Origin of the sequence: Citrobacter braakii (assembly GCF_002075345.1) — a bacterium.
Lineage (GTDB): Bacteria > Pseudomonadota > Gammaproteobacteria > Enterobacterales > Enterobacteriaceae > Citrobacter > Citrobacter braakii.
Map to the genome: position 1 here is coordinate 1 of NZ_NAEW01000046.1, position 5,048 is coordinate 5,048.

Genomic DNA, 5,048 nt, shown 5'->3' on the forward strand with positions numbered 1-5,048 from the left:
CGGGGGAGATGAATGGTGAGGCTTAGATATCCTGCGGCGGAGGTGGCGGAAACGGGGGCGTACGGGCTGCTGTTTGACAGCCTGCCGCAGTCGGCGCCGGTGACGGGACATGCGCAGGCGGTGCTGCAGCAGCAACTGGTCAATCATCTGAGAGCCAGACTGTCCGGGCCGGTGAACATTATCTGCCACCCACACCGTATTGGCCACCGTGGCAGCGTGGCGATGACGCTGGAGGGTGAGACGGGGCGGGTTGACCTGCTCATCACGGTGAACGGCCGGACGCTGTTTCCGGAAGAAGAGGACTACAACGCGCCGCGCTGGTACATCGATGTGGTGGATATGGTTGACGCCGTGTACCTGATGCTGACCCTGAGCGGCTGTCTGGAGGCATAAGAAAAACAGCACGGATTCAGATAATAGATAATGGTGCCATTGTGTTACTGTCACTCATAATAGTGATCAGTTCAGGCTACACATTCAGATTATCGTTGATATCAACATACTGAATGCAACAATCACCAGAAGACCGCCGAATATATGTGATACGATGCTGCCGGGTAGATGCTGTATTCCCCGGCGTCCTGCCAGTAAACCGGCACAGACAGCAACGAGGAACACTCCGGCAGTTGTATTGAACACAAACACACCATTATGCCAGGCCGCCAGAACACCACTTCCTCCCGTCAGTGAAATTACACATAAAGAAGTGGCAGTAACCGATGTCATAGACAAACGGGTTAAACGCTTCAGAGCCGGAACAATAATAAAACCGCCTCCGACACCCAGTAATCCGGTAGCAAATCCCGACAATACACCAACCAGTGCAACTGCCAGCACGGAATACCAGTGCCATATCAACCGCCCTGTTTCTGCGGATTGTTCGCATAACACCTTTCGATTACTGTTTTTTTCCGGGAAAAGGAAACGGTAAGCGACGAACAGCATACAGAACGCGAATATGATAACCAGAAGCACATGGGAAACATGCGCGGCCACCCATACACCGGGCCATGTAAAAGGCATACCACTGACAGCCATTAACAGCGCTGCACGATAACGGGTTTCCTTTCTCTTTAAGCCCAGGCATGCACCGATCACCGCTGCGGCGCTCACGGCAACCAGTGCCAGAGGAGAGGCTCTCGTGACAGGTAAATCAAGGGCAAACATCAGTGCAGGTACGGCAAGAATGCCGCCTCCTGCGCCGGTCAGCCCCATCAGTATGCCAATAATCAATCCGGTCAGCCAGACCATTTCCGTTTCCCGTTATTCAGAAAAATAAATCATGATTAAACATACATTGCCTGAAAATTCAGAACGTGTCGGTTTTTGAAAACTATCATAATCAGCTACCTGCAATCATTAACATCTGCAATAAAATGGATAAGGTTGTTACGTTTTGTCTTTGACACAGGGGAACTGCGGGCGATATTAAAGTGTTATGGCATGTAATTTCCCCCTGACAGGATGGATGGTAATGCATCAGATTGAATGGCTTTTATTGCTGGTTTTGGGCTTTCTGCCCACACTGGGGCTGGCAGAAACGACCCCTCTGCCGGCGCCACTGGCTGCCCTTGAAAAACAAGGGCTTGAACTTAAGGGCGAATTCAACCTGAAGCCTGATTTTAAGGGCTATGTGATGGAGTATGATGGCCAGGGAACCACCGTTTTTCTCTCATCAGATAAAAAGCACGCTTTTGTTGGAAACCTCGTGGACAGTGACGGGAATAATCTCAGTACGCCATGGATTGAAAAATATGTCTATGCTCCCATGGCCCGGGATATGTGGCAGAAACTGGAGAAAAGCCGCTGGATTCAGGATGGTAAAGACAACGCAGCACAAAAAGTTTATGTATTCTTTGATCCGTACTGTCCTTATTGCACCGAGTTCTGGCAGAAAGCACGTCCCTGGGTTGATGCCGGTAAAGTTCAGTTGAGACTTATCCCTGTAGCTATGCTGCGGCCAGACAGTAATCTGAAAGCTGCGGCTATCATGATGTCAAAAGATCCCGTTAAAACGCTTCATGACTATGAGAGTTCGCACTGGAAAACCCGGCTGGATAAGCCTGACCCTGTTCCCGCTGATATTACAGCCGCCTTGCAGGCCAATCTGTTGTTAATGGAAAAGCTGGGCAGTAATGCCACACCCGCAATCTACTATTTGTCTCCGGAGGGGCGTCTGCAGCAGCAACTGGGGCTTCCTCCGGATGATGACACGATGAACACAATAATGGGCGGTAAGCCTTAATCCTTAATTGTTACGTAACCCGGGAGTTAATCATGAAGCTCATTTTTCATGTACCAGAGATTTCGCGCAGTATCCCCTGTATGAATAATGTGAGAAATTATCTCAAACAGGTCACCAGACCACAGGAAGAATCAGTCCAGGTTATTTTTAACTCTGATGCTGTCACGAGCCTGGTCCGGGGAGAGGAAGGTGCTGAGTGCTGGCGTGGTTTATGTGAGCAATACGCCTGTATTCAGCTTTCTGTCTGTAGTCATTCGCTACGGGGATACTCTCTTTCTCCTGAACAGTTGATTGATACCATAGGAGTTATCCCGGCGGCGGTTGTGACTCTGGCTGAGCTTCAGCAGCATGGATGGATATATATTCGTCCCTAATACGGGATGAGATACCTTTTTTCATCAGTGTCACAATCTTAAGCCAGAAATGAACCGGATTTTACTGTTCCTGTTATTTTCTGTGCTGATATTCCCGCTATCAGCAGTCGCTGTTGATACTGAAATTTCCCTGCAGTGTGAAGGTCGGGGTACAGTATTTGTGGTGTTTGCCGGATATGGTCTGGTTACCGAATCATGGTCTCCATCCTCTTTCGAAACAGGAACACGGGGAAAAGATGAACATCTGCCTTCAGGCAGGTCAGTAGCTGTATGGCACTTCAGTAATGGAGACCGGCTTTTTCAGGTTAAAGATACGACAGTCTGGTTTGCTATATACAGGGACGATCACCCGGGAACACTACACCAGTGTGTGCTTCTGGAACATAGGGTACTGGAGCCTGAGAATTTACCCCGGGTTCCTTACCGGTGAAAAAAAGTATGAAATCTGTACCCTATCCCGGAGACGTTTCCGGTGAGATGACAGGTATAGTTCTTTCAATGTTGTCCAGAATACGTTTACAGCGGTCAGCATAAACGGTTTTCCACAAATTTTATATACCTTCACGTAGTAGTGACTTAATGTTATTATAACCATTGGTTATCAATTAAGACTGCACCAGACAGTTTCTTTGACGCATGAAAATTAGCCCGCGCTCCGTGCGGGCGTTTTTCAGTCCAGTGACGCCTCAGGCACCGTTCCCCATTGAGGCAATTTCTTTATCAATCAGATAGAGTCCTTCGCCGGTGTCACCCGCCAGTGCCAGCTTGTCGAGGATGGATTTAAACAGTTTTTCCTCTTCATGCTGCTCGGCGACATACCACTGCAGGAAGTTGAAGGTGGGGTAGTCCTGCGTACTCATGGCCACATGCACCAGTTCATTAATTTTCTGTGTGATGAACTGTTCGTGCTCATATGTTTTTTTAAATAACGCGGCCAGCGAATCAAATTCAGCCACAGGTGCCTCCACCGCTCTGATATGAGGCATACAGCCGGTGTCAGTCAGATAGGCAAAGAGACGCTGCATATGCTCCATCTCTTCCTGTGCATGGCGGCGCAGGAAATCCGCCGCGCCTTCAAAGCTGTGGTAACAGCACCAGGCGCTCATCTGCTGGTAGAGCAGGGAAGAAAAGAGCTCCATATTCAGCTGGTCGTTAAGCTTTTCCGTCATTTCTTTCTTCAGCATTTTACTTTCCTCTTCAGGGTAAGAACGGGTTATGTGAACAACCGTAAAATCTACCGGGCAATAACACTATTATTTTTATGGTTAACGGTGTCACCATTTGTTAACGCTGGCACCCCGGGTTCTGCTTTTTCCGGTATCTGCGCGGTGGCTGTCCGGCATGGAGTCGGGAGGCTCAGTGCAGGTATGGTGTATGATTTTCAGGAGAAGAAAGAGACTCCTGCGCTTCGCCGTTAATAAACTGTATCCTGTGCCCGCAGGGCAGGCGGGACTCAAAGTACTCAATGTCCTGCGTGGTCATCAGAGAGTGGGTTGCCACGGCAAGCAGAAGCAGCTTTTCCTGTAGATTTTCTGAGTACGTGTCAAGAAGGCAGTGGAGGTCGTTCAGCGCCTCCATACTGATGTTCATTTCACAGTATGTTGTTTCGCTGTCGTCGTTGTTATTGTCTGGCATGTTTGTCTCCGGTTGTGTGCAACCGCAATCCACCGGGGCGACAGAGTAATGCTGACGGATATTCCCCGTGATTATCGTGGACTCTGACTTTTGCACAGGCAGAACGGAGAATTCCAGTTTTTTATCGTTCTGTCGCATACGGGTTAACTGGTTCAGAAAACAGTCACTTTAAATTATCAGAATCGGATTTTGATTTCCCCGCTGAATTTTTTATCGCGTCCCCACACAATGCCCGGATGTATAACGCACATCCGGAGGTCCCGTGTCCCGTAATCTCATTATTTCACCTCTGCTACTGAGCGTACTGCTGCTGTCGCTGCCGTCCCGGGCGGTGATGGTGGTGTCGACTATGCCCAGCCGCCCGCAGGTGTGACCGGCGATACCCGTGTGTCTGGCTCAATGAGCCGGAACAATTACAGCAGTCGCTGTTTGGCTCCCTAGCGCCAGATCCCAAAGAAGCTGAACGCCAGGCACTGGCGGTGATTCATTGTAAGCGTATGCCGAGAACCGTATTGACGAAGAGAGTTATTCCGCAGGTAGTGTGATGCGCCCCAGTAGCAGCTCGCTGACCTGGTTTATCGGCCAGTCAGCGATAAAATCAAGAACATGGTGAAGATAGCGCTTCGGTTCAACACCGTTCAGTTTGCACGTCCCGATCAGGCTGTACTGTCACTAACGGTGCGAAAGTGATCCATATCCGACGCCTGAAATCAGATCCAGGGGTTAATCTGCTCTCCTGATTCGGGAGAGCTTATGGTCACTTTTGAGACAGTTATGGAAATTAAAATCCTGCA

General features: G+C 49.4%; 6 protein-coding genes and 1 pseudogene. 3 read left to right on the plus strand and 4 right to left on the minus strand.

What is annotated here, in order from left to right; genetic code table 11:
• Positions 1-12 precede the first annotated feature (12 nt).
• Complete coding sequence (locus BZK42_RS27355) at positions 13-393, plus strand: hypothetical protein (protein ID WP_080861415.1); 381 nt, start codon at positions 13-15, stop codon at positions 391-393.
• Positions 394-477: 84 nt separating this feature from the next.
• On the opposite strand, the gene BZK42_RS27360 is transcribed toward BZK42_RS27355, so the two are convergent.
• Positions 478-1,251 carry a sulfite exporter TauE/SafE family protein gene (locus BZK42_RS27360; protein ID WP_080861418.1) on the minus strand — a complete coding sequence of 258 codons (774 nt, stop codon included), beginning with the start codon at positions 1,249-1,251 and terminating at the stop codon, positions 478-480.
• A gap of 223 nt (positions 1,252-1,474) precedes the next feature.
• Between BZK42_RS27360 and dsbG the strand changes: the two genes are divergently transcribed.
• Positions 1,475-2,245 carry a thiol:disulfide interchange protein DsbG gene (gene dsbG, locus BZK42_RS27365; RefSeq protein WP_080861422.1) on the plus strand — a complete coding sequence of 257 codons (771 nt, stop codon included), beginning with the start codon at positions 1,475-1,477 and terminating at the stop codon, positions 2,243-2,245.
• A 32-nt stretch (positions 2,246-2,277) separates the two neighbouring features.
• Positions 2,278-2,619 carry a DsrE family protein gene (locus BZK42_RS27370; RefSeq protein WP_080861425.1) on the plus strand — a complete coding sequence of 114 codons (342 nt, stop codon included), beginning with the start codon at positions 2,278-2,280 and terminating at the stop codon, positions 2,617-2,619.
• A gap of 686 nt (positions 2,620-3,305) precedes the next feature.
• Here the strand turns inward: BZK42_RS27370 and ftnA are convergent.
• The 3 genes and pseudogenes from ftnA to BZK42_RS27385 form a co-directional block, all read right to left on the minus strand.
• Complete coding sequence (gene ftnA / locus BZK42_RS27375; RefSeq protein WP_080861427.1) at positions 3,306-3,803, minus strand: non-heme ferritin; 498 nt, start codon at positions 3,801-3,803, stop codon at positions 3,306-3,308.
• A gap of 172 nt (positions 3,804-3,975) precedes the next feature.
• Positions 3,976-4,254 (minus strand): hypothetical protein, encoded by a 279-nt coding sequence (locus tag BZK42_RS27380; RefSeq protein ID WP_080861430.1) that lies wholly within the window; start codon positions 4,252-4,254, stop codon positions 3,976-3,978.
• 525 nt (positions 4,255-4,779) lie between these two features.
• Positions 4,780-4,920 (minus strand): annotated as a pseudogene (locus BZK42_RS27385) (transposase domain-containing protein); the annotation flags it as partial.
• Positions 4,921-5,048: the final 128 nt, after the last annotated feature.

Excerpts from the sequence above, each read along its gene's own strand:
- ftnA (WP_080861427.1), bottom strand. The coding sequence starts at position 3,803 with ATGCTGAAGAAAGAAATGACGGAAAAGCTTAACGACCAGCTGAATATG.
- BZK42_RS27380 (WP_080861430.1), bottom strand. The coding sequence starts at position 4,254 with ATGCCAGACAATAACAACGACGACAGCGAAACAACATACTGTGAAATG.
- BZK42_RS27360 (WP_080861418.1), bottom strand. The coding sequence starts at position 1,251 with ATGGTCTGGCTGACCGGATTGATTATTGGCATACTGATGGGGCTGACC.
- BZK42_RS27355 (WP_080861415.1), top strand. The coding sequence starts at position 13 with ATGGTGAGGCTTAGATATCCTGCGGCGGAGGTGGCGGAAACGGGGGCG.
- BZK42_RS27370 (WP_080861425.1), top strand. The coding sequence starts at position 2,278 with ATGAAGCTCATTTTTCATGTACCAGAGATTTCGCGCAGTATCCCCTGT.
- dsbG (WP_080861422.1), top strand. The coding sequence starts at position 1,475 with ATGCATCAGATTGAATGGCTTTTATTGCTGGTTTTGGGCTTTCTGCCC.